The sequence below is a fragment of the Kitasatospora gansuensis genome (assembly GCF_014203705.1).
In the GTDB taxonomy this organism is placed as follows: domain Bacteria; phylum Actinomycetota; class Actinomycetes; order Streptomycetales; family Streptomycetaceae; genus Kitasatospora; species Kitasatospora gansuensis.
The window spans coordinates 4,371,728-4,390,146 of the sequence record NZ_JACHJR010000001.1 but is presented as its reverse complement, the minus strand read 5'-3'; the positions used below and the strand labels follow the sequence as shown (position 1 = coordinate 4,390,146).

The 18,419-nt window shown below is 73.5% G+C and carries 15 protein-coding genes; 6 read left to right on the top strand and 9 right to left on the bottom strand.

Translation table 11 applies throughout. From position 1 onward, the window contains the following. Positions 1-119: 119 nt before the first annotated feature. Positions 120-818: a hypothetical protein gene (locus F4556_RS19445; RefSeq protein ID WP_184917789.1), complete on the top strand. Its 699-nt coding sequence runs from the start codon at positions 120-122 to the stop codon at positions 816-818. Positions 819-822: 4 nt separating this feature from the next. Here the strand turns inward: F4556_RS19445 and F4556_RS19440 are convergent, their stop codons facing one another. Then, positions 823-1,386 carry a GNAT family N-acetyltransferase gene (locus F4556_RS19440; RefSeq protein WP_184917785.1) on the bottom strand — a complete coding sequence of 188 codons (564 nt, stop codon included), beginning with the start codon at positions 1,384-1,386 and terminating at the stop codon, positions 823-825. 59 nt (positions 1,387-1,445) lie between these two features. On the opposite strand from F4556_RS19440, the gene F4556_RS19435 reads away from it, so the two are divergent. Then, complete coding sequence (locus F4556_RS19435; RefSeq protein WP_184917783.1) at positions 1,446-2,144, top strand: class I SAM-dependent DNA methyltransferase; 699 nt, start codon at positions 1,446-1,448, stop codon at positions 2,142-2,144. A 35-nt stretch (positions 2,145-2,179) separates the two neighbouring features. Here F4556_RS19435 and F4556_RS19430 read toward each other — a convergent pair whose 3' ends face one another. From F4556_RS19430 to F4556_RS19420, 3 genes are all read right to left on the bottom strand, one after another. Beyond that, positions 2,180-2,677, bottom strand: coding sequence for an NUDIX domain-containing protein (locus F4556_RS19430; protein ID WP_184917780.1), 498 nt, complete (start codon positions 2,675-2,677; stop codon positions 2,180-2,182). A 111-nt stretch (positions 2,678-2,788) separates the two neighbouring features. Further along, positions 2,789-3,067 (bottom strand): hypothetical protein, encoded by a 279-nt coding sequence (locus F4556_RS19425; RefSeq protein ID WP_184917777.1) that lies wholly within the window; start codon positions 3,065-3,067, stop codon positions 2,789-2,791. 92 nt (positions 3,068-3,159) lie between these two features. Then, positions 3,160-3,393 (bottom strand): hypothetical protein, encoded by a 234-nt coding sequence (locus F4556_RS19420; protein ID WP_184917774.1) that lies wholly within the window; start codon positions 3,391-3,393, stop codon positions 3,160-3,162. A 233-nt stretch (positions 3,394-3,626) separates the two neighbouring features. Between F4556_RS19420 and F4556_RS19415 the strand changes: the two genes are divergently transcribed. Next, on the top strand, positions 3,627-4,178 hold the full coding sequence (locus F4556_RS19415) for a GlcG/HbpS family heme-binding protein (RefSeq protein ID WP_184917771.1): 552 nt from the start codon (positions 3,627-3,629) through the stop codon (positions 4,176-4,178). A 153-nt stretch (positions 4,179-4,331) separates the two neighbouring features. Here F4556_RS19415 and F4556_RS19410 read toward each other — a convergent pair whose 3' ends face one another. Then, positions 4,332-5,288: a helix-turn-helix transcriptional regulator gene (locus F4556_RS19410; RefSeq protein WP_184917768.1), complete on the bottom strand. Its 957-nt coding sequence runs from the start codon at positions 5,286-5,288 to the stop codon at positions 4,332-4,334. A gap of 88 nt (positions 5,289-5,376) precedes the next feature. On the opposite strand from F4556_RS19410, the gene F4556_RS19405 reads away from it, so the two are divergent. Next, a complete protein-coding gene (locus F4556_RS19405; protein ID WP_184917765.1) occupies positions 5,377-6,858 on the top strand; it encodes an MFS transporter in 1,482 nt (493 codons plus the stop codon). A gap of 52 nt (positions 6,859-6,910) precedes the next feature. Here F4556_RS19405 and F4556_RS19400 read toward each other — a convergent pair whose 3' ends face one another. Further along, entirely contained in the window at positions 6,911-8,146 is a 1,236-nt protein-coding gene (locus F4556_RS19400) for an MFS transporter (protein WP_246511049.1), read from the bottom strand. Positions 8,147-8,279: 133 nt separating this feature from the next. Here F4556_RS19400 and F4556_RS19395 point away from each other — a divergent pair, with 133 nt between their 5' ends. Next, positions 8,280-9,263: an ArsR/SmtB family transcription factor gene (locus F4556_RS19395; RefSeq protein ID WP_184917759.1), complete on the top strand. Its 984-nt coding sequence runs from the start codon at positions 8,280-8,282 to the stop codon at positions 9,261-9,263. Here F4556_RS19395 and F4556_RS19390 read toward each other — a convergent pair. Then, the gene (locus F4556_RS19390; protein ID WP_184917757.1) at positions 9,260-10,450 is read right to left on the bottom strand and encodes a low temperature requirement protein A; all 1,191 of its coding nucleotides are present in this window, start codon (positions 10,448-10,450) and stop codon (positions 9,260-9,262) included. The genes F4556_RS19395 and F4556_RS19390 overlap by 4 nt on opposite strands. Before the next feature lie 148 nt (positions 10,451-10,598). Here F4556_RS19390 and F4556_RS19385 point away from each other — a divergent pair, with 148 nt between their 5' ends. Then, positions 10,599-11,666, top strand: a complete 1,068-nt coding sequence (locus F4556_RS19385) for a PucR family transcriptional regulator (RefSeq protein ID WP_184917754.1) — start codon at positions 10,599-10,601, stop codon at positions 11,664-11,666. On the opposite strand, the gene F4556_RS19380 is transcribed toward F4556_RS19385, so the two are convergent. Both F4556_RS19380 and F4556_RS19375 read right to left on the bottom strand, forming a co-directional pair. Next, positions 11,648-16,309, bottom strand: coding sequence for a DNA repair ATPase (locus F4556_RS19380; RefSeq protein WP_184917751.1), 4,662 nt, complete (start codon positions 16,307-16,309; stop codon positions 11,648-11,650). The genes F4556_RS19385 and F4556_RS19380 overlap by 19 nt on opposite strands. A gap of 23 nt (positions 16,310-16,332) precedes the next feature. Then, positions 16,333-18,375, bottom strand: coding sequence for an SPFH domain-containing protein (locus tag F4556_RS19375; RefSeq protein WP_184917749.1), 2,043 nt, complete (start codon positions 18,373-18,375; stop codon positions 16,333-16,335). Positions 18,376-18,419: the final 44 nt, after the last annotated feature.

Genomic DNA, 18,419 nt, shown 5'->3' with positions numbered 1-18,419 from the left:
TCACTGCGGCCGTTCGCCCGCAGCGGGTAGTTCGGTCCCAGACATAACTTGGAGGTACACGAAGCGGACCGCCCTCCCGGTGAGGTTCTCCGCCACCCCCACCACTTGAGGACACCGCGATGACCGCTGCTCAGGAACTCTTCGCCGAAGGGATGCGCGAGCACTTCGCTCCCGCCCTGCGGGCGCTGGGGCTCACCGACCAGCGCGGCTCGTTCAGCCTCCCCGCCCCGGACCACTGGGCCCTGCTCGGCGTCCAGCCGCTCAGCCAGGACGAGTACGCACTGCGCTACACCGTCACCTTGAGCCTGACCGCCAAGGCCGACTGGCCGGGCCCCGGCGAGCGTCCCGACCCGAACGCCCCGACCGGCGCCGAGCTCTGGCACGCCCGGATCGGCGAGCTGATGCCGGTGGACGACGAGATCTGCTGGGAGGTCTCGCCCGGCCCGCGCTGGCTGGTCGCGGTCGAGGACTCGGTGTCCGCCGTCCGGCACTACGCGTTCCCCGAGCTGCGCCGCCGGCTGGCCGCCGCGATGACCGGGCAGAGCTCGTACGCCGAGACCTACCTCTCCCCCGCCGAGCTGGACGAGGTCAACGCCGTGCTGCTGACCGCCGCCGTGGCCCGGATCCAGCGGGCCGAACTGGTCGACAAGACCCTGCTGCTGACCGGCGCATGGAGCCGCTCCGACCCGGTCGCACAGGAGGTGCTGACCGGCGTCGCCCAGGGCTTCCTGGCCGCCGGGGACGACCGCTTCCGGCAGGTCGGCTGCGTGGACTCGCTCGGCCGCGAGCTCTGGGTGTTCCGGGGCCCGGGGAGCTGACGGGTCACCAGAGCCGGTCGTGCGTCCCCGGGTGGAGGGCGATCCGGCTCCGCTCGAACCCCGCCACCCGGGCCCGGGCCGAGCAGAGGTCGGCCAGCACCACCTTGTCGAACCCCGGCCGGTCGGTCGGGAACGGCTCCTCCGGCGTACCGCCGACCAGCACTGCCCCGGGCAGCGGCTGCCAGCCGGCCGACCGGTAGAACTCCAGCAGCGGCCGGTCGCAGCTGAAGATCCCGAGATCCGCCCCGCCCGCCCTGACCATCTCCCGGGCGACCGCCACCAGCCGCCCGCCGTACCCCCGCCCGCGCGCCGCCGGGTCGGTGACCACACAGCTCAGCCCCCGGGCCAGATAACGCTCCCCGCCGTGTTCGATCTCCTTCTCCAGCAGGTCGAGCGCGGCGAGTACCCGGCCGCCGTCCAGCAGCAGCAAGCTCACCGGCGCCAGCGCCGGGTCGTGACTCACCCCGGGATCGGACCCGCCGCTCGGCCAAGCCGACTCCTGCAACTCCCATACCTGCGAACGGAGTTCAGCGGGCACCCGGGCCTCGGGCCAGCTCAGCAGCTGCATCGGCTTCCTTCGTTTTAATCGCTGGCGACCGGGCCGCCGGAGCGTGAACACTGCGGATCATGGCGCAATTCGCAGATTTTGACTCCCGCGGCTATCCGATGGTCGACGTCCGGACGGGCTACGGCCAGTGGGTCGGCAGCTACGAGCGGACCGTCGAGGACCTGATGGACCTGGCCGTGCTGGCCCGGCTGGCGGTGCCCGACTGGGCGTCCGTCGCCCGGGCCGCCGACCTCGGCTGCGGCACCGGACGGACCGGCGTGTGGCTGCGCGCCCAGGGCGTCCAGGCGGTGGACGGCGTCGACCTCACCCCCGAGATGCTCGCCCTGGCCGGAGCCAAGGGCGCGCACGACCGGCTGGTGGAGGCTGACCTGGCCGCCACCGGACTGCCGGACGGCGGGTACGGGCTGGTGGTCTCCTCGCTGGTGGACGAGCACCTGGCCGACCTGACCCCGTTCTACCGCGAGGCGTACCGGCTGGCCGCCCCCGGCGGGCTGTGCGTCCTGGTCGGCCTGCACCCGCAGTTCATCATGGCGGCCGGGATGCCCACCCACTTCACCACCGACGGGGGCGAGGACGTCGCCATCGACACCCACCTGCACCTGGTCAGCGACCACCTGACGGCCGCACTGGCCGAGGGGTGGCAGCTGGCCGAGATGCGGGAGGGCGTGGTCGGCGACGAGTGGATCGCGCTGAAGCCCAAGTGGTCCCGGTTCCGGGGCATCCCGGTCTCCGCCGCGTACGTCTTCCGCAAGGTCTGACCCGGACCCTCCGGGGGTTGGGGGGAGGGTCCCAGTCAGAAGCCGCCGGCCGGCGTGGTGACCATCCTGGTCCGGCCGTCCGCCAGGGCGGCCAGGCCGGCGGCCAGCCGGGGCGCGCGGGTCGGGCCGAGCAGGGCGAGCGCGTTCTCGACGGTGACCCAGCGGTAGTCGTCCAGCTCGCCCGCCGGGAGCGTGATCGGGCTGTCGGCGGGGATGGTGCCGAAGTCGAACAGGAAGTGCACGGCCGGGTGGGCGAGCTCCTCGGTCGGGTGGGTCCAGGCCACCGTGAGCAGCGGTCCGGCCTGCCCCACCAGGCCGGTCTCCTCCAGCAGCTCCCGGCTCGCGCACTGCGCGGCGTCCTCGCCCCGGTCCACCGTGCCGCCGACGAACTGCCAGTCGGGCCGGTAGCCCGCCTTCACGATCAGCACCCGGCCGGCGGGGTCGCGGATCAGGCACCCCGCCGCCGCGAACACCCGGGGCAGCGAGGCCAGCCACTGGTCGCGGGGCTGCAGGGTGGTGCTCTCCTCGGACATGCGCTCTCCTCCGGCAGACGACGTGTCGCCCCTACTCTCCCGTACCTCTCCCGCACCCGGGAACGGGTCGGGGCGGGCGCTCCGGTCACCGGAACGCCCGCCCCGTCCGACTCAGTGGGCGGAGTGCTTCTCGGCGCCCCGGTGCCGGTGACCGGGCAGCTCGGCGTGGTGGGCCGGGCCGCCCAGCATCGCCGGGGCGGCGAACGAGCGGCGGCCGCCGTGACTGAAGGCGGCGTCACCGAAGCGGGGGCCCGAGTCGGCACCCATCGCCCCGTGGTCGCCCATCATCGGTGGCTGCGGCCCGGGGTCGGCCACCATGCCGCGGCGTTGCAGCAGCTCCTGGGTGCCCCGGCGGAGCTTGGTCATCTTGCCCGTGGATCGCTTGGTCATCGTCGACCTCCGTTCGGCGGCCGATCGCCCCGCGGTGTGCGCGGCGATCAGAACGCCAGGCAGTTATGCCCGGATTCTAAGCTTTTATCCGATCAGCGGTACTCGTCCTCGTCGAGTTCCACCACCCGGACCTGCTCGGCCGCGTCCGCGTCGTCCGCCTTCTCGGCACCGAGCGAACGGCGCTCCCTGAGCTGCTCGTAGTCGTCGCCCAAGTGCTCGGCGACCACCCGCTCGTCGTCCATCGCCTCCTGCGCGACCGGCGCCGCCTCCTCCTCGAAGTCGTCGAAGTCCTCGGGAAATTCGGGGTTCTCGGGGTTCTGGGGCATGGCGTCCGTCCCTGCTGATGCGGAGCCCCGGCTTGCCCCGGGGGTCCCCTAGCAGTATCCGACTACGGCGGCAGGGCTGCGCACCCTCGCCGGGTGGGTGGTGTCGTATCAGCCGATCGGTTGACACCGGGGTCGGCTGTCGCGTCGACGGGGTAAGGGGTGCGGCCGGGTGAGGATCGAAGCAGAGCGGGAGCCGCAGGCTTCCGAAGGCGATCCGACGAGGAGCAACTCCCATGCAGAAGATGAGCGTTCGGACCCGGGTCCTGACCGGCGCGGTGGCCCTGGCGGCGGTCGGCGCGGGCACGTTCGGCGCGCTGTCGGCCTCCGCCGCCCCGCAGAACGCGCAGGCCAGGCCGGCCGCCGAGGTGAAGAAGTCCGACACGGTCACCAGCACCCACCTGAGCATCGCCGCCGCCACCAAGGCCGCCCAGGCCGCCCTGGCCGCCGCCGAGCAGGAGAACCAGCGGGTCACCGTCGCGGTGGTGGACCGGAACGGGAACACCCTGGTCACCCTGCGCGGCGACGGGGCCGGCCCGCAGTCGTACGAGTCGGCGGAGCGCAAGGCGTTCACCGCGGTCTCCTGGAACGCGCCGACCTCCGAGCTGGTCAAGCGGCTCGCCACGGCTCCGAACCTGAAGGACATCCCCGGCACGCTGTTCCTCGGCGGCGGCGCTCCGGTGGCCGTCCAGGGGGCGCCGATCGCGGGGATCGGTGTCGCGGGTGCGCCCAGCGGTGACCTCGACGAGAAGTTCGCCCAGGCGGGGGTCGCTGCGCTCGGCAAGTGAGTGAGTCGCGCTGTCCAGGGGCTCGGGGAACGGCGAGGAGATCTGGCGTGCGGGTCACTGCGAAAGTGCCTGGCCCGCTACGCACGGATCACCTTTTTCGAGGTCGGCGTCGCAGTTCCCCGAGCCCCTGGACCGTAGCCCTATAGCGCCTGCCTAAAGTGCCGCTGCGCGGGTGGCGCGGGCGGCCAAGTCGGTGAGGTAGGTGCGGAGTTCGGCGGGTTCGTGGACTTCGAACTCGCAGCCGAGGCTGGCCAGGCGGAGGGCCAGCCACTCCAGGGAGTCGGCCTGGGTGCGGAGGCGGGTGCGGGTGTCGTCGAGGGCTTCGACCTCGTCCTCGCGGAAGCCCAGGCGGTCCTGGAGGCGGTGGAGTGGGGCGTGCAGGGTGGCCACGGCGGTGTAGGTGCGGCTGCGGTTGGTGAGCCGGGCGGCGACGTACGCGCCCGCGTCCTCGGCCGGGAGCTCGCGTGGGACGGTGCGGGCCCCGGTCGGCTGTGGTTCGCGGACCCGGTCGACCCGGAAGATCCGCCAGTCGTCGCGTTCGTTGTCGAAGGCGACCAGGTACCAGCGGCGGCCGGTGGCGACCAGGCGGTGCGGTTCGACCAGCCGCCGGGTCTCGGCGCCGTCGCCGGCCCGGTACTGGAACCGGAGCTTCTCCCGCCCGGCGGCGGCCGAGGCCAGCGTGGTGAGCACCTCGGGGTCGACCCGGGGGCCGCCGCCGGCCAGTGGGACGGTGGCGGCGTTGAGCGAGCCGACCCGGTGGCGCAGCCGGGCGGGCAGCACCTGGACCAGCTTGGCCAGCGCCCGTACCGAGGCCTCCTCGATCCCCTCGACCGCCTGCCCGGCGGCGGCCCGCAGGCCGACCGCGATGGCCACCGCCTCCTCGTCGTCCAGCAGCAGCGGCGGCATCGCGGCGCCGGCCACCAGCCGGTAGCCGCCGATCGCGCCCTTGCTGGCCTCCACCGGGTAGCCGAGGTCGCGCAGCCGCTCGATGTCCCGGCGGATGGTGCGCGGGCTGACCCGGAGGCGGTCGGCCAGCTCGCTGCCGGGCCACTCGCGGGGGGTCTGGAGGAGCGAGAGCAGGCTGAGCAGCCTCGCGGGGGTGTCGGTCATGCGGTTCAGCATGCCGTACCAAGCGGTCAGGATCTGACCTAGTTGCCCGCTACCTTCGGTCCGTTCCCAGCCGAAGGAGTTCCCCCTCATGTCACCCGTCACCGACACCCCCGACCGCCGCCGCTGGCTGGCGCTCGCCGTGGTGATGACGGCCAGTCTGATGGACCTGGTCGACGTCACCATCGTCAACATCGCCATGCCGAGCATCCAGCTGGACCTGGGCGCGGGTTACAGCACGCTGCAGTGGATCACCGCCGGGTACGCGCTGGCCTTCGCGATCGGTCTGATCACCGGCGGGCGGCTCGGTGACATCTACGGCCGCAAGCGGCTGTTCCTGATCGGGATCACCGGCTTCACGCTGGCCTCCGCGCTCTGCGGTCTGGCCGGCAGCCCGGAGATGCTGGTGGCCGCCCGGGTGCTGCAGGGGGCGACGGCCTCGCTGATGGTGCCTCAGGTGCTGTCGATCATCCATGTCACCTTCCCGGCGCACGAGCGCGGCAAGGTGTTCGGGATGTTCGGCGCGATGGTCGGGCTCGGGGCGGTGCTCGGGCCGCTGCTGGGCGCGCTGCTGACGGAGTGGGACCTGTTCGGTCTGGGCTGGCGGCCGATCTTCCTGGTCAACCTGCCGATCGGGATCGCCGGGCTGCTGCTGGGCGCCAAGTACGTCGGCGAGTCCAAGGCCCCGCAGGCGCTGAAGCTGGACCTGGTCGGGATGCTGCTGGCCGGGGCCGGGCTGCTGATGCTGCTCTACCCGCTGACCCAGGGCCGGGAGTCGGGCTGGCCGGTCTGGGGCTTCGTCTCGATGGGGCTGAGCCTGCCGGTGCTGGCGCTGTTCGTGGCGTACGAGAAGGCCAAGACCCGGCGGGACGGCTCGCCGCTGGTGGAGCTGGCGCTGTTCCGGGTGAAGAGCTTCGCGGCGGGCATCGGGGTGCAGCTGAGCTTCGGGATCGCCTCCGGCATCTTCTTCATGGTGTGGACCCTCTACATGCAGCTCGGCCTCGGCTGGAGCGCGCTGCGGGCCGGGCTGACCGGGGTGCCGTTCTCGCTCGCGGTGTCGGTGGCGGCGGGGCTGTCGGTGCAGGTGCTGGTGCCGAGGTTCGGCCGGAAGGTGCTGCAGGCGGGGGCGCTGGTGATGGCGGCCGGGACGCTGGTCTACCTGGCCGAGGCGGCCCGGTACGGGATGGAGATCGAGTCCTGGCAGATGGCGCTGCCGCTGGTGGTGATGGGCCTCGGGATGGGCCTGATCGTCGCCCCGCTGACCGACCTGGTGCTCTCCGAGGTGCCGCGCGAGCACTCGGGCTCGGCCTCCGGGCTGATCAACACCACCCAGCAGCTGGGCGTCGCGCTGGGCCTCGGGCTCTCCTCGGTGGCGTTCTTCACCGTGGTCGACGCGGCCGACCCGGCCGTCCAGGCGATGGGGCCGGTCTTCGTGAACGCCTTCCAGCACGCGCTGTGGTGGGTGAGCGGCGGGTTGCTGCTGGTCTTCGCGCTGGTCTTCGCCCTGCCTCGGCGGGCCCCGCGGCCGGTGGTCGAGGCCGAGGCGCCGGAGCAGGAGCTGGTGGCGGCCTGACGGCCGCTCGGCGGGCCCGGTACGGATCGTCCGTACCGGGCCCGCCGCGTGGTCAGGCAGCCAGGGCCGGCTCGGCGACCGGCCGGGCGGCGGTCAGCCGTTCCAGCAGCAGCAGGGCGGGCACCGCCGCCAGGCTGAGTCCGATCAGGAACAGCCACGGCCGGCTCGCGCCGCCGGCCAGCAGCAGGGTCAGCAGGCCGGGGGCCACGGTCTGGCCGAAGGTCCAGGAGAGCTGATAGACCGCCAGGTACCGGCCGCGCAGCTGCTCGGGGGCGAGCGAGACGCTCAGCTCCTCGGAGAACGGCGTCGCGGCGGTCTCCGCCAGGGTGTACAGCAGCATCGCCAGGAAGAGACCGGCCGGCACCGCCCAGCCCGGGGCGTCGGCCAGCACCGCGAAGACGCCAAAGGCCAGCGCGTTGATCCCGCAGGCGGCGGCGATCACCCGGGTCGGCCGGAACCGCTCCAGCCACCTGCTCACCACGGTCTGGGTGAGCGCGACCTGACCACCGTTCAGCACCAGCAGCGCACCGGCGATCCAGGCCTCGCGGTGCAGGCCCTCGGTGATGTAGACGGCCAGCAGCAGACTGAGGATCAGCGCCGAGAAGACGAAGCTGACGTTGATCGCCACCAGCAGCAGGTAGCGCCGGTCCCGGAGCACCGTCCGGTAGCCGCCCCCGGCGCGGGCTGCGGCCGGTACCGCCCGGACCGTCGGCCGCCAGCGCCACAGCAGCACGACGGCGACCAGGAAGCTGACCGCGTTGGCCACCACCACCCCGCGCAGCCCGGCCGTGCCGCCGATGCCGACCAGGAAGGCGCCGAGCGCGCCGCCGAGCCCGAGGCCGACGTTGCGCAGCATGTGGATCATGGCGAACCAGCGCGGCCGCTCCGCCCCGTCCGCCGCCAGCACCACCAGACCGGTGCTCGACGTCCAGTACGTCACCGCGCCGACCTGGGCCAGCCAGGCGGCCGCCACGATCTGCCAGACCTGATGGCTGATCAGGAAGCCCGCGTACCCGGCCGCGGAGATCAGGTTGCCCGCCAGCGCCAGCCCGCGCGCGCCCCAACGGTCGATCAGCGGACCGACCGTCACCGCCGTCGGCACCGCGAGCAGCCGGGCCAGCGTGAGCGCCCCGCCGATCACCGGCAGCGAGAGCTCGGTGGTGCGGGCGAAGTAGACCAGCACGAACGCGAGCACCAGCCCGCTGCCCAGGCTGTCGATCACGCTGGCCCCGACCAGCCCGCCGTTCCCCGCCACCCGGGGCAGGCCGAATCTCCGCAAGGTACGCATGGCCGAAGGCCCCCTCATCCAGGACGCGGACCGGTCTGCTGGAATGAGTGCCGGTCGCGGGACCGACCCTGCCAGCGCAGTGCCCGGCCGCCCACAGATTTCATCCTGCTCGAATCGTCCGGAGGGTCGGAGCGTGCTCACCCTGCGGTTCTCCGCCCAGGACCTGGCCCGGACCCGGTTCGGCCACTCCCCGCTCTGGGAGGTGGTCACCAGCGTCGAAGCCCTCAAGGACCCCGGCGGCAAACCTCTGCACCTCGGCTGGGCCCGGGACACCCGGGCCGCTCTCCCGGCGGTGGACCTGTCGCTGCTGTTCGCGCTGGTGCCGATCCCCACGCTGTACGTCCCGAGCTTCCTCACGCCCGTTCCGCAGACCGAGTCACCCTCACTGGCGGAGGAGTTGGCCACCCTGGCGGCCACCCCGGCGGAGCTGGTCCGGGCCGACCTGGCGCGGCTCACCGGCCCACCGAACGCCTCGCTGGCCGCCCCGGTCGCCGAGCTGTACCGCGACCCGGCCGACGGGCTGGCCCGGCTCGCCGACCAGATCCGGGCCTACTGGGAGGTCGCCATCCAGCCGCACTGGAGCCGGATCCAGCGCCTGGTCGAGGGCGAAGTCCTGTACCGGGCCCGGTCGATCGCCCGGGGCGGCGCCGCCGAGCTGTTCGAGGCGCTGCACCCCCAGGTCAGCTGGGCCGACGACACCCTCCGGGTCAGGCACCGTAACTACGAGGCCACCCGCACCCTGGACGGCGGCCGGGGGCTGGTCCTGGTGCCCACCGTCTTCGTCTGGCCCGGGGTCTTCTCCCAGAGCACCCCGCCCCGGCAGCCCGGCCTGGTCTACCCGCCGCGCGGCATCGCCGCGCTCTGGGAGACCCCTCGCGACCGGGCTCCCGACGCGCTGGCCGCCCTGCTCGGCCGCTCCCGGGCCGGGCTGCTCGCCGAGCTCGGCTCCCCCGCCTCCACCACCGAACTCGCCGCCCGCACCGGCATGCCGGCCCCGACCGTCTCGCACCACCTCACCACGCTCCGGGCGGCCGGCCTCGCCGCCTCGCACCGGACCGGCCGCACCGTGCTCTACCTGCGCACCCCGCTCGGCGAGGCGCTGCTCAACGGCGGCTAGTTCGCCGCGCGACGCCGCCCCGGCATCCGGAGCAGCAGCAGTGGGCGGCCGGTCTCGACGATGAACGCCTCCACCCCGTTGACCGCGCCGAGCACCAGCACCACCAGCACCGCCGTGACCACCTGCGGCACCGCCGAGGCGGTCGCGGCCAGGGCCAGGCAGGCCAGCGCGCCCGCCGTCCGCGGCACCGCCGCCGCGCCGAACATCCGCCAGCGGGCGTAGCAGAACCCGGCCAGGTAGAGCGCCGCTCCCGGCGCCAGCATGAACTGCGGCAGCTCGTGCGGGTGTTGGAGCGGTGCGGCGAGCAGCTCCTCCAGTCCGACCGCCATCAGGATGATGGCCACCGCGTACGCCAGGTGCGCGTAGCTGAACACGTCCCGGACGATCCTGGCCTGCACCGGGTCGACGTCCAGGCTGTGCCGGGCCGCCGGGGCGCTGTAGTGGAAGTAGGCCCACCAGAGCTGCACGATCAGCACGAACGCCACCCCCAGGGTGACCAGGGCGACCGTACCGAGGTGACCGTCCGAGACGTGGCCGCCGGAGGCGATCACCGTCTCGCCGAGCGCCATGATGACGAACAGGCCGAACCGCTCCGGGAGATGGGAGGTCTCGAACCTGGCCCGGTCCAGCCGCTTGCCCAGCAGCGCCGTGCCCAGCACCTCGGCCAAGGCGCCGACCGTCCAGAGGACTTGGCGCGGCCCGCTGTCCAGGAAGGCACCGGTCAGGAACAGCGGCCCGCTCACCAGCAGGCTCACCGAGAACGGTTCGATCCGCAGCCCGCCGAAGGTCGGCCAGCGCCGCATCCGCTGCCACAGGATCAGCCGCATCAGCACGTAGCAGACCCCGAACAGCACGCCCCGGTCGCCGAGGGCGTCCGGCACCGCGACGCTCATCCCGAGACCGCAGGCCGCCAGCGCGAAGACCAGCAGCCGCCCGTGCACCCCGTCCAGGCTCTCGCCCGTCGCGTTGCCGAGCAGCGCCGCCCCGACCCAGCCCATCCAGAGCGGCAGGAACAGCATCACTGCCATCGCCACGTCCAACAGCGAGTGCGCGTGCGCCAGGGCCACCGCGATCTGGGTGATGGCGAAGACCCACACCAGGTCGAAGAACAACTCCGCCCAGGTGACCCGCTGTTCGACGCGTTCCCCTTCCTTGGCCTGCGGTCTCTCGGCCACGTCCCCGGTCATCCCCGTCCCCCTTCACCACTCACCCGTACCGGCCCATCGTGCTGATCCCCGGGGCCCCGGGCAATGATCTGTCAGAAACCCGCCATCCACCGCCGGGGGGCAGCGAGTACGCTGACGCGTCGTTGTTCGAACGGGGGGAAGAGACCACATGGCCACGGTCACAGCGTCGTCGGGGTCGCCTGCGGCGTCCGGCCCGGGCGAGTGGGGACGGCTGCTGGAGGAGGTCGCCAGAACCGGGCGGCGCCTGCGGCGGGACGAGCTGGAGGCGCTGCGGGAGTACGGAGGCCGGTGTGCCCTGGCGGGGCGGGGGCTGGCCGAGCTGGTCGACGAGCAACTGGCCGAAAGCGGGCGGGTCTGGGCGGGGCAGCCGGTGGACGGGGCCTCCATGGCCGCGCTGCGGGCGGCGGTGGCCGCACTCGCCGGCGGGCACGGCCGGGCCTACCGGGAGCAGTTGCACCAGGAGGAGGCCCGGCGGCGGGAGTTCGTCGCCGACCTGCTGAGCAGCCGGAGCGACCTGGGCCGGCTGGCCGAGCACGCCGAGCGCTTCGGGCTCAACCTGGCCTGCGCCCATATCGTGGCGGTCGCCGACGGCGACGGCTACGACCCCGAGGACCCCTTGGTGCGCGGGGTGGAGCGGCAGTTGCTCGGCCGCTTCGGCGATCAGGAGGTGCTGCTCGCTGTGAAGCACGGGCGGCTGGTCTGCATCCTGCCCGCCGGCCCCGGCGAGAGTGCGGCGATCCAGGCGTTCGCGGAGCTGACGGGGCGTCGGCGGGTGGTGGTCGGCCGTCCGCACAGCGGGCCCGGCGGGGCGGTCCGCTCGTACGAGGAGGCCCGGAGCGCGCTGGAGCAGGCCAACCGGCTCCGGCTGCCGGGGCAGTTGCTGTCCGCGGCCGATCTGCTGGTGCTGCCCGTGCTGCTGCGGGACCGGGTCGCCCTGGAGGAGCTGGTGAACGGGGTGCTCGGCCCGCTGCGCGAGGCCCGCGGCGGGGCGGTGCCGCTGCTGGAGACCCTGGCCGCCTACGCCGACTCGCGCTATGTGCTGGCGGAGGCGGCGCGGCGACTCGGGCTGAGCGTCCGGGCGCTGTCGTACCGGCTGGACCGGATCGTCCGGCTGACCGGGCTGGATCCGGACGATGCGCTCCAGCGCTACACCCTGGAGACGGCGGCCTTCGGCGCGCGGCTGCTCGGGTGGCCCGATCAGTCCGCGGCGGGGTAGCCCGCGCACAGCGCCCGCCAGCGGGCGGTCTGCTCGGCGGTGGCCCGGCCGCGTAGCTGGGCGAGCTTGAGCAGGTTGGCCTCGGCCGCGCTGCCGAGGGTCCGTGCCTCGGCGAGGTAGTGCTCATCGAGCAGGGCCTCGAGTTCGGTCTCGTTGAGCACCGGGTCGACCCGTGCGGCGAGTCGGGCCATCGTCCGGTAGGAGCCCTGGAGCAGGAACGGCGGCTCGGTCCTGGTGCTCTCCTGCTGAGCGGCGGAGTCGATGTAGGCGCGGTTGACGGTCAGGACGGTGCGCTGGACACTGCGCAGCCGGGCCAGCGTGGCCAGGACCCGGTCCAAGTCCTGGACCGGCCGGGTAAGTTGGTCGGCCTGGGCGCCGGGGTCGCCGTCGGCCAGGGCGACCAGCAGCCGCAGCTCGGCCGGTTCGGCTCCGGCCAGCGGGGCGAGCACCGGATTGGCGGCGAGCGCGTTCTCCAGGAAGGAGAGCGCGAACAACTCCTGATGCCCCGACAGTACTTCGCCGAGACTCCAGACGTCGGCCCGGTTGGCCAGCATGTCGGGGACCTGGAACCGCCGGCCGCTCGCGGTGTACGGGTTGCCGGACAGGCAGACCGCGAAGCGGCGCCCGCGCAGATCGAAGCTGCGGGCCCGACCCTCGCTGACGGCCTCGATCCGGCGCTGGGCATCGCACAACGGGAGGAACTTCTCCAGGAATTCGGCCGAGACGTGCTGGATGTCGTCCAGGTGCAGCAGCACGTTGCCGGCCGCCTCCAGCGCGAAGACGATCTTCTCGACCTCGTGCCGGGCGGCGGCGTCCGGAGCCCGCTCCGGGTCCAGTGAGGTGGTGCCGGCACCCAGGGCCGGGCCGTCGATCCGGACCATCAGCAGGCCCAGGCGGTCGGCGACGTACTCCAGCAGACTCGTCTTGCCGTAGCCGGGCGGGGAGAGCAGCAGCAACAGGCCGCTGCGGTCGGGGCCGGCCCCGAGCGTGCCGAGCTGCTTGGCCAGGTTGTCGCCGATCAGGGGGAGGTAGACCTCGTTGATCAGCTGATTGCGGACGAACCCGGCCGACGGGCGGGGGCGGTGGTCGTCCAGCCGCAGGCGGGTGCGCTCGGCGGCGAGGACCTCCGTGCGCCGCCGCTGGAAGGCCCGGAAGGCGGCGCCGCGCTTCTCCCTGAACTCATGTGCCCGGTAGGGCAGTTCGTCGATCCGCACGGTGAGCCGCCCGTCCCGTACCCGCGGGTGGGTGCCGAGCAGGCCCTCGACCGTCTCACCGAGCGGTACGTCGAGTTCGTAGCGCGGCAGGGCCGGGGCGCAGAGCCGGGCCACCGCCTCGGCGAGGCCGTCGGGCTCGGGCCCGGCGTAGGACCCCAGCCAGGCGGTGGCGAGTTGGTGGCAGGCGGGGAGGTCCCCGGCGAGCGCGGTGAGGTCGGCCGTGAGCTGCGGGGCCGCCGCCGTGCGCCGGAATCCGTCGAGCAGCGTGCGGGCGACGGCGCTGCCCGCGAAGCCCGCGCGCCCGTCGGCGAGCTCCTCGACCAGGTACCCGCCCACCGGCGGGCCCACGGGCAGACCTCGGACGTCGCAGAACTCCCTCGCCGCATCGGACAGTTCGGCCGCCAGATCGGCCAGCGCACCGGAGGGCCCGAAGGTGTCGCGGGCCAGCCCGAGTGAGCGGGCCCGGCGCTGCCAGGCACCGCGCCGCCCTTCGTCCGCCCCGTGCGCCCAGAACAGCTGCGCGGCCGCCCGTACTCCGGCCGGGTGCGCCAACAGCCCTGCTCCGGCGCGCAGTCGGAGCAACGCGCCGAGGATGAGTGCCGCGTCCTGGTCGTGCACGCCCCGCTCGTAGCCTTCGTCGTACGCCTGCTCCGCCGCGCGGCGGACCTGGTCCGGCAGCGGTTCGTCGGTGGCCGTCTCCAGCAGGCCGGTGGCCAGGTACTCGGCGCGGTAGAGCGCGGGCGACTCGCTCACCAACGGCTGGGTCCAGAACTCGCGCCCGGCGAGCAGCTCGGGGACCGGGGCGGGCCGCCGGTAGGCCGTCCCGGTGACCGCGAAGACCAGCTGCTCGCCGTCCTGTTGCAGCGTCAGCTCGACCGGTTCGCGCCGTACGGCGAAGCGGTGCCGGCCGAACCGGACGCTCGCGCCGCCGTCCTCGGCGAGGTCGGCCCGGTCCCGCAGGGTCCGGACGGCCGCCCGGACGGCACCGGTCAGGCCGTCCGCCAACTCCTGGGCGCCGGCCTGGTCGTCCAGTGTCCGCAGCTCGTCGGCGGCGGCGCGGACGCGCAGCGCCATCGGGTCGGCGGCCGCTGCGGCGTGGATGTCCTCCTGGGTGGCCAGCCCGGCGAGTCGGCGGCGCAGCGCCTCCAGCGCTCGCTGCCCGGAGGCCGCACTCCGGCCGACCCGGGCGGCGGCCTGGTCCAGCAGAGTCTGCCTGCGCGTGGCGAACGCCCGCCGGATATCCTCCCGGCGCGCGGCCAACTCCTCGGCGAACTCCGCCACTTCGGCGAATCTGGCCTCCATGCCGTCCAGCCGCAGCAGCAGCCCGGCCAGCCGGCCGTCGCAGTCGGCCGGCGTGCCGGCGGCGGCCAGCGCCGCCGTGGTCGCCTGGGCGAGCAGCGCGGATTCGGCGGCGTACGCGGCGCGCAACTCCTCGTCCAGCAGGGCGCGGCGACGGGTCTCCAGGACGGCCCGGGCGCGGTTGACGGCGGCCAGCACCTCGCCGATGGCGAGCAGCACGGCGGTGCCCGCGCCCGGATCGGCGGCCACCGCGCCGGTCACCAGATCGGTCACCACGGCCAGGGCGTCCGCCTGTCCGGCGAGCCGGTCGGCGAGCTGCACCGCCTCGGCCGCACTCGCCACCCCGGCAGCCGTCTCCGCCGCCGCCAGGGCGGCGGCCAGCGAAGCGGCGAAGGCGTCCGGACCGGCGAACCAGGCGAAGGCCCGCTCGGTCGCCGTTGCCAGCTCGGCGGAGAGCTGCGCCTCCAGCCGATCCAGCTCGGCGAGGTCGATCCTGGGCAGCTCGCGCAGGGTTCGGAGTCGGCCCTGGGCCCGGCGCAGCTCGGCCAGCAGAGCAGTCCAGGCCTCCGCGTCGGCGGGCGGCTCGCCCACCGAGCGGCGGATCAGCGCGGCAGTCTCCTCGCCCGCCCGGTCCAGCGCCTCGGCCGCCCGGGCGGCCAGCACTCCGATCCGGGCCTGCTCGGCGGTGAGTTGCTCGGCGGCGCCGCGCAACTCGGTGAGTGGCGCGAGCAGCCCGGCCTCGGCGAGCCAGTAGTGGCGGTCACCGACCTTGGCGCAGCTGTCCAGCAGCAACGCCGTTGCCGCGGTGGCCTGTTCGCTTGCCGCTGTGGTCGCCGTACGGACCACGTCGAGGCAGTCCGCGATACCGCGCACCAGGTCGGCGTTGCCGATCCGCTCCAGCGGGCCGTCGCCGACCGGCTGGGCGGCGGCGTACTCGGCGGAGAGGAACGGGGTGCGCCACAACTGGAGCTCATGGGTCCGGACGGGCTCGCGGTCCGCCCTGAGCAGCACGAGCGTGCCGTCGGGCAGCAGAGCGCAGCCCGCACCGTGCAGCGCGGTCCCGGCCTCCCGGCGGACGGTGTTCCACGGCACCAGCAGCACCTGGGCGTGGCCGGGTCGGCGCAGGATGTAGAGCAGGTCCTCACCGTTCGGCGAGGGGAGCACCGCGTCGAAGTGCAATTCCTCAGCGCCGGGGGCGGCTCCGCTCCGGAAGGCCCGGTGGCTGCCGTCCGCCAGCTCGTACCCGCCGGGGAAGAGCAGGCCCTGCTCGGCCGGGAGCAGCCTGGCTCCGTACCCGAGCGAGTCCTGCCGACGCACCGAGCCGGTCCGGGTGTTGACGACCAGACAGCGGTCGGCGGACTCGTTGTAGGGACGGACTTTGAGCAGCAGCAACGGCCCGGTCATGGCGTACGCCACGGTGGCGTCGGCCAGGCTCTGCAAGGGGTCGTCCACCGTCTCCTCGAACAGGAGCCGGCCGTCGGGCACCGAGCGGACGGTGAGGCTGCCCTCGGTGGCGGCGACCGAGACCACACCCTCGCCGCCCTCGATCCTGATCCGGCCCTGCTCGTGGTGGTCACGCCCGGCCGTGGTCCACGGCAGCTCGAAAGCCGCCGGGCGGGGCAGGTCGCGCTCGCCGTGGTTGTCCAGGTACTCGACCCGGTCGTCCGTCACCTGCCAGCGCAGGACCCGGAGGTCGCCCTCGTTCGCCCCGGTGCGAAAGACGGCCAGCAGCCGCCCCGCCGGGGTGCGCACCAGGTCGACCAGCCGGGAGTCCCGGAAGTAGCGCAGCAGTTCGGCCAGATCGCGGTGGAACCGCTCGTCGTCCAACAGGCCCGGGACGGCGGCGGGTTCCAGCGGTGAGCCGTCGGGGCCGTGCAGCGAGAGCAGGCCGGCGAGCAGGTCCGGCGCGGACGTGCCCAGCAGCAGGACGCCGGGCCGGACCGCGACCAGGCCGCAGGCGGTCGCCTCCCCGGCGGTGCGCAGCCGGGCCGAGCCCGCCAGCTCCAGGCCGCGGGAGCCGAAGACCTCCTGCCGACGGCCGTTCAACTCCGAGACCTGTCGCCCCAGTTCGGCGGCCCGTTCGGCGAGCCGCGCTCGCAGGACCTGGTAGGTGCCGTCCTCGACGCCCATCGCTGCTCTCCCCGCTCCCCTGGTTACTTGGCGCTGCCGTTGGCCGACTGCACCGTGGCGGCCGGCACCGGCGCGATCGGCACCGTGGCGTCAACTCCGTTGGTACCGAGCAGCTTCAGCAGCATCGCGAGGTTCCACGGCCCACCCGCCGCCAGCGAACCGAGCACCTCGGTCGCGTCCGCCCCGAAGCTCCGGTCCCCACCGAGCCACTCCGCACCCAGCGTCTGCACGGTCTCCGAGCTCCGGACCACACCGTCGATGCCCTTGCCGAAGGACACCGCGCCGACCAGCCGCTCCAGGAACACGCTGTCCCCGCCGACGATGTCGATGTCCGCGCTCTCCAACCCGGCCGCCAGCACCGCCGCCTGGGCCTCGGCGACCTTCTGCTGGACCTCCAGAGCGGCCAGCCTGATCTCCTTGTCGGCGGCCAGTCGCAGCCGGAACTCCTCGTGCGCCCGGGACACCTCGTCCAGCGCGGCCATCGCCACCGCCTTCTCCTTGAGCCCGGCGGCCTCGCCCAGCAGCCGCTCCCTGATGCCGACGGCCTCCGCGAGCGCCTTGCTCTCGGTGACCGCCGCCTCGGCGAGGCCGACCTTCTCGATCGCCGCCGCCTTCTGCTTCAGGCCCTCGGCCTCCCCCTCCAGTCGGGCCCGGATCCCGGCCGCCTCGGCCAGCGCCTGACGCTCCGCCACCTCGGCCTGCGCCAGCCCGGCAGCACCGGCCCTGGCCCGCTCGCCCTCCGCCGTCAGGGCCGCAGCCGCCGCGTCGAGTTGGGCACTCTTCTGCCCGGCCTCGGCCAGCACCAGCTGCTCCCTGGCCCGGAAGTGCGCGGCCTGCTCGGCGGCCTCGGCCCCCTTGATGTCCTTGACCAGCCGCTCCTGCGCCTCCGCCTCAGCCGTGATGATCACGGCCTGCCGGGTCCGCTCGGCCTCCTGGACCACCCGGACCCGCTTGATCTCCTCCTCCTGCTCGGCCACCGTACGGTCCACCGCGACCCGCTCGCGCACCACCTCGGCGACGCCCCGGCGCTCCACCTCGACCTGCCGGTCCATCTCGGCCCGGGAGAGCTCGACCTCCCGCTCCCGGTTGACCACCTCCAGCAGGCGGTCCTTCTCGATCCGCTCGGTCTCGACGGCGATCACCCGCTCGCGGTTCTTCTCGGCGACGGCGATCTCCCGCTGCTGGTTCTCCCGCTGGACGCCGAGCAGTTCCTCGGTCCGCAGCAGCGCACCGTGCGCCCGCAGCCGCTCCTCCTCCTGGACCTGCGCCGTGGCCGCCTCCTCCTGCGCGCGCAGCGTCTCGATCCCCTTGCGCTGCCGGATCTCCGCCTCCGCCCGGCGGCGCTCCAACTCCAGTACGGCCTCCCGAGCGTCCACGTTCTGCCGGGTGATCTCCATCTCCTCGTTGCGCTGGAAGTCGTTGGTGCGGATGTGCTCCAGCGCGGTCAACTCGGTGATCTTGCGGATGCCCTGGGCGTCCAGCACGTTGGCCGGGTCGAGCTGCACCATCGGGGTCTGTTCGAGGTGGTCGATCGCGGCGTCGTCGAGGTGGTAACCGTTCAGGTCGGTGCCGATGGCCGCGATGATGCGGTCCCTGAACTCCTCGCGCTTGGTGTAGAGATCGGTGAAGTCGAGCTGCTTGCCGACGGTGCGCAGCGCCTCGGCGAACTTCGCGCTGAACAGCGTCTGCAGGGTCTCCTGGTGGCTGGCCCGGTCGGTGCCGATCGCCTGCGCGACCTTGATGACGTCCTCGACGGTCTTGTTGACCCGGACGAAGAAGGTGATCTGGATGTCGGCCCGGATGTTGTCCTGGCAGATCATGCCCTCCCGGCCGGTGCGGGAGATCTCGATGGTCTTCACCGAGATGTCCATCACCTCCGCCCGGTGCATCATCGGGACCACCAGGGCGCCGGTGAAGGTGACATCGACCGACTTGGGGCGGTTGATGATCAGCGCCTCCCCCTGGACCACCTTCCGGAACAGCCGGCCGAAGAGCAGCAGAGTGCCCAGGCCGATGAGTAGCAGGACGGCGACGAGCACGCCGATACCGATGGTGACAACAGACATGGCCGGCCCCTTGGACGAGCTCACTGTGAATGGATGATGACGAC